General features: G+C 52.6%; 4 protein-coding genes and 2 pseudogenes. All 6 read left to right on the top strand.

From position 1 onward, the window contains the following. Nucleotides 1-37 precede the first annotated feature (37 nt). Nucleotides 38-682 (top strand): annotated as a pseudogene (locus tag HMPREF2794_RS06505) (hypothetical protein); the annotation flags it as partial. Nucleotides 683-1,007: 325 nt separating this feature from the next. Beyond that, nucleotides 1,008-1,463, top strand: coding sequence for a hypothetical protein (locus tag HMPREF2794_RS06500; RefSeq protein WP_008781884.1), 456 nt, complete (start codon nt 1,008-1,010; stop codon nt 1,461-1,463). A gap of 21 nt (nt 1,464-1,484) precedes the next feature. Beyond that, nucleotides 1,485-1,913, top strand: a complete 429-nt coding sequence (locus HMPREF2794_RS06495; protein ID WP_070751183.1) for a hypothetical protein — start codon at nt 1,485-1,487, stop codon at nt 1,911-1,913. A 264-nt stretch (nt 1,914-2,177) separates the two neighbouring features. After that, nucleotides 2,178-2,477 carry a DUF4134 domain-containing protein gene (locus tag HMPREF2794_RS06490; RefSeq protein ID WP_005682322.1) on the top strand — a complete coding sequence of 100 codons (300 nt, stop codon included), beginning with the start codon at nt 2,178-2,180 and terminating at the stop codon, nt 2,475-2,477. A gap of 23 nt (nt 2,478-2,500) precedes the next feature. Beyond that, the gene (locus HMPREF2794_RS06485) at nt 2,501-2,821 is read left to right on the top strand and encodes a DUF4133 domain-containing protein (RefSeq protein WP_008781886.1); all 321 of its coding nucleotides are present in this window, start codon (nt 2,501-2,503) and stop codon (nt 2,819-2,821) included. Between the two features lie 3 nt (nt 2,822-2,824). Beyond that, nucleotides 2,825-5,221, top strand: a pseudogene (locus HMPREF2794_RS06475) (TraG family conjugative transposon ATPase). Nucleotides 5,222-5,243: the final 22 nt, after the last annotated feature.

Raw genomic sequence — 5,243 nt, 5'->3', positions numbered from 1 at the left:
TTAGAATGAAAGGGGGAGTTTATCGAATGCTTACCTTCCACCTGTCAAGGCGGCGATGAAGCCCACAGAAAAGACTGCGGAGAGAAACAGTGAAAAAACGGTGGAAAAACAGTCGGAAACGGACAGCCTTGTCGTCACGAAAAGCTATGGGACACGCCAGCAGCCGCCAATGAACGCCACCGGTTCCGGGGCTATTGCAGGTAAGGAAAATGCCTCTACTTTTGCTGGCAGAAACGGGGACACGACACCGCCAAAGGCTGCACAAGTGCCGCCGGAGCGCATCCCGGATCTGTTCCGGGACAAGCGTGTGGAAGAGTGGCGGGCTTCCCCGGACGGGAGTTCCGGCGGACATGAAGGCGATGACGGACAGAGAGGAAACGGTGACGGAGTGGATACCGACGAGTTGAACGAGGAACTGGAAGATCTGAACTGTGTCCGCGAAGATTATTCGGACGGGGCAACCGGCATAGGGCCGGAAGAGCTTGATTTAATCATCGACCTCTGCAACGGCAGGGAGATTCCGACAGACAGACGGTTGTCCCTTTTAAGGGCGATCCACCATATCAGGGATACGCAGATTGAACGCTCGATACTGGAAAGTATCAATGGCAGCGACAGCCGTATCAGCAAATTTCTGGATGAAGCCGAGCAAATGGGCGGGGCTGCTCCGGACAGTGACTAACCGATTAAAAAAGGAGGTAACAATGGCAAGAGGCTATTTCGATACGGGTTGATGCCCGTATCACTGTAAAAAGAGAGAACCGGCAGGAATACCAACAACAAAACGTATCATCCATGTTTATGACGTATTTCGATTCAAGTTGACAAACGGCGGCTTCCCCTTATGGGGGAAACGTACCGACTCCCGGAGAGACAATCATTCCATTAACTTATCCATAAAACGACAGCGGCAATGACAAAAGGCCATTACGATTCGGGATGACAGACCGCTTGCGGCATTCACCCGGTAAGACAACAGGAACTATTCACCATTAAATTTTATTTGTATGAACATAGGACTGGTAGATGTGGACGGGCATAACTTCCCCAATTTCGCATTGATGCGCCTTTCGGCCTGTTACAAGGCAAAAGGGCACCGGGTGGAATGGGCGGCACCGCGACAGCGGTATGACAAGGTATTGGCAAGCAAGGTATTCACCTTCACGCCTGATTATGACTATGACCTGCTGGATGTGGGGGAAGTGGTAAGGGGCGGCACCGGGTATGACATAGCCGGCAGGCTTCCCGAAGCAGTGGAGAACAGCCGGATGATGGACTATTCCATTTACCCCGAATACCCTTTTTCGCTCCAGTTCTTTTCAAGAGGCTGCATCCGCAAATGTCCTTTCTGCCTCGTCCGTGAGAAAGAAGGATACATTCAGACCGTGGAACCGGTGGAACTGAACCCGAAAGGGAAATGGATTGAGGTACTGGACAACAATTTCTTTGCCAACCCGCAATGAAGGTCGGCAGTGGATTATCTGATGAAAGAGGGGCAACCCGTGAAGCTGCACGGCGTGGACGTGAGGATTATGGACGAGGAACAGGCCTGGCATCTGAACAGGCTCAGGATGAAGCAGAACATCCATATCGCATGGGACCTGCCACAGCTTGACCTGAGGGACCGCCTGAAAGAGATGGTAAAGCACGTGAAGCCCTACAAGATAACCTGTTACGTACTGATAGGATTCAATTCGACCATTGAGCAGGACCTGTTCCGGTTGAATGTACTCAGGGAACTGGGAATTACCCCTTTTGTCATTCCTTTCCGGGATTATGGAAATGAACGGACGCCTACGCGGTACGAGCGTGACCTTGCCCGGTGGGCGAACCGGATGTGGCTGTTCAAATCCTCCTCCTTTGAGAACTATATGCCCCGCAAGGGATTCAAGTGTGGGGAATATTTGAAATAAACCGATAAGGACAGTAAAGACAATGAGAGCAAAAGGCTATTACGATTCGGGATGATTCAGACCCTCATCCCGGGAGAGAATTAACAATGAAGTTTCACCATTCAATCATGTAACCATGCGAAAGATGTATTTTGACTCCGGCTGATTGCCTGCCGGAACTTACCCCCTGAACCATTAAACCATAAGCGGCTGCGGGCTGCCTTATGGGGATAGTGCAAGGGGTAGCCCGTGGCTTTTTAAATCACTTAAAAATCACGGAATTCAATGAAACAGAAAAGATTGATTATGATGCTGGCCGTACTGGCGGCAGCGGGTGCGGCAATGGCACAAGGAAACGGACAGGCGGGCATCACGGAAGCCACGCAGTTGGTGACGGGATATTTTGACCCGGGCACGAAACTGGTGTACGCGGTGGGTGCCATTATCGGCCTGATAGGCGGCGTCAAGGTCTACCAGAAATTCAGTTCGGGCGACCCCGACACCTCGAAAACCGCCAGCTCATGGTTCGGAGCCTGCATTTTCCTGATAGTGGCCGCCACTATCCTGAGGTCATTCTTCCTCTAAGAACAGATAAAAGACAACAGCTTATGTCTGACTTTGAGATAAACAAAGGCGTGGGCCGTGAGGTGGAGTTCAAAGGGCTCCGTGCCCAGTACCTTTTTATTTTTGCTTTCGGGCTGCTTGCCGTGTTCGTGGTGTTCGTCATCATGTACACGGCGGGCATCGGGCAATGGACGTGTATCGGCTTCGGGGTATCGGCTGCCACGGCAGTGGTCTGGCTGACCTTTTCGCTGAACCGGCGTTTCGGCAGCCACGGACTGATGAAGCTCCTTGCCGCCCGGCAGCATCCCAGGAGAATCCTCTCACGCAAACGTATCACACGTCTGATTAAAAAACAACAATCGTAAATCATGAGAAGTACATTGACAACATCCACACTGGAAAGCAAATTCCCCGTCATGGCGGTGGAGCACGGCTGCATCGTCAGCAAGGACGCCGACATCACGGTGGCTTTCCGGGTGACACTGCCGGAAGTGTTTTCGGTATCATCCGCGGAATATGAGGCGATGCACGCCACATGAGCCAAGGCAATCAAGGTATTGCCGAACTATTCAATCATCCACAAGCAGGATATTTTCATCACGGAGAAATACAGACCAGACATCGGAAAAGACGGCCCGGGCTTCCTCTCCCGCAGTTTTGAACGCCACTTCAACGAACGGCCCTACCTCAACCACACCTGCTACCTGTTTCTCACCAAGACCACCAGGGAACGCTCCCGGCAGCAGAGCAACTGGAACACGCTGTGCCGGAAATTTCTGGTGCCGAAAGAGATACAGGACAGGGAGACGATGGAGCGTTTCATGGAGTCGGTGGGACAGTTCAAGAGTATCGTGAATGACAGCGGCCTTGCCAGGCTGGAGCGGCTGTCCACGGAAGAGATAACGGGAACGGAAGACGGCCCGGGCATCATCGAGAGGTACCTGACCCTGTCTTCGGACGGAAGCGTCATGTTGCAGGACATGCAGCTGAACCCGGACGGGATGCGTATCGGCGACAAACGGCTCTGCCTGCATACCCTTTCCGACCTCGACGACCTGCCGGGCAGGGTACGGACCGACGGACGCTATGAGCGTCTTTCCACGGACCGCTCGGACTGCCGCCTGAGCTATGCCTCGCCCGTGGGTATCATGCTTCCCTGCGACCATATCTACAACCAGTGGATATTCATAGACGACAGCAGCGAGAACCTCGCCCGTTTCGAGAAGACGGCGAAGAACATGCAGTCGCTTTCACGCTACAGCCGGAGCAACCAGATAAACAAGGAATGGCTGGACGAATACCTGAACGTGGCACATACCAACGGGCTGCAATCCGTCCGCTGCCATTGCAACGTGATTGCATGGGCCGAAAACGGGGATGAGCTGCGGCGGGTGAAGAACGACGTGGGCAGCGCACTGGCGCTGATGGAATGTACACCCCGCCATAATACCACCGACCTGCCGGTCCTTTACTGGGCGGGCATACCGGGAAACGAGGCGGACTTCCCTTCGGAAGAGAGCTTCTACACGTTCACCGAACAGGCACTATGCTTCTTTACGGCAGAAACCTGCTACCGGAACTCGCTCTCCCCCTTCGGGCTGCGCATGGTGGACCGGCTGACGGGAAAGCCCGTCTTCCTCGACATATCCGACCTGCCCATGAAAAAAGGGGTGGTGACCAACCGGAACAAGTTCATCCTCGGCCCGTCGGGCAGTGGAAAGAGCTTTTTCACCAACCATATGGTGAGGCAGTATTGGGAACAGGGCACGCACATCCTGCTGGTGGATACCGGAAATTCATACAAGGGGCTGTGCGACCTGATCCGCCGGAAGACGAACGGGGATGACGGAGTTTATTTCACTTACCAGGAAAATGACCCGATTTCCTTCAATCCGTTCTTCACCGAGGATTACCGGTATGACATCGAGAAGCGGGACAGCATCAAGACGCTGATTCTGACCTTATGGAAAAGGGAGGACGAACCGCCCCGGCGCTCGGAAGAGGTGGCGCTCTCGAACGCAGTCAGCCTGTATATCGAGAAGATAAAGAAGAACCGGAAGATAAAGCCGAACTTCAACTCGTTCTATGACTTTGTAAGGAAAGACTACCGCAAGGTGCTGGCGGACAAGAACGTGCGCGAGAAGGACTTTGACGTGGACGGTTTTCTGAACGTGCTGGAACCCTATTACAAGAACGGCGAATACGGGTATCTGCTGAACTCGGACAAGGAACTGGATTTACTGAACAAGCGGTTCATCGTATTCGAACTGGATGTCGTGAAGGATAATCCCGTCCTTTTTCCGGTGGTGACTATCATTATCATGGAGACTTTCATTAATAAAATGAGACGCTTGCAGGGCATCCGCAAGATGATACTGATTGAGGAAGCATGAAAGGCAATCGCCAAGGAAGGTATGGCCTCTTATATTAAATATTTGTTTAAGACGGTCAGAAAATTTTTCGGCGAAGCGGTTGTGGTGACGCAGGAAGTGGACGACATCATATCGAGTCCGGTTGTAAAGGAGACAATCATCAACAATTCGGACTGCAAGATACTGCTTGACCAACGAAAGTACCAGAACAAGTTCGACCAGATACAGAACCTGCTCGGCCTGACGGACAAGGAACGCTCACAGATACTTTCCATCAATCTTGCCAATGCGGCCAACCGGCTTTATAAAGAGGTCTGGATAGGGCTTGGCGGTACACAAAGTGCGGTATATGCGACAGAAGTTTCGGCTGAAGAGTACCTTGTGCGCCCGTAAAGGGAATTTGACGAATGTCGCT

Origin of the sequence: Bacteroides sp. HMSC067B03 (genome assembly GCF_001811315.1) — a bacterium.
GTDB lineage: Bacteria > Bacteroidota > Bacteroidia > Bacteroidales > Bacteroidaceae > Bacteroides > Bacteroides faecis.
This window is presented reverse-complemented; position numbering and strand designations above follow the sequence as displayed.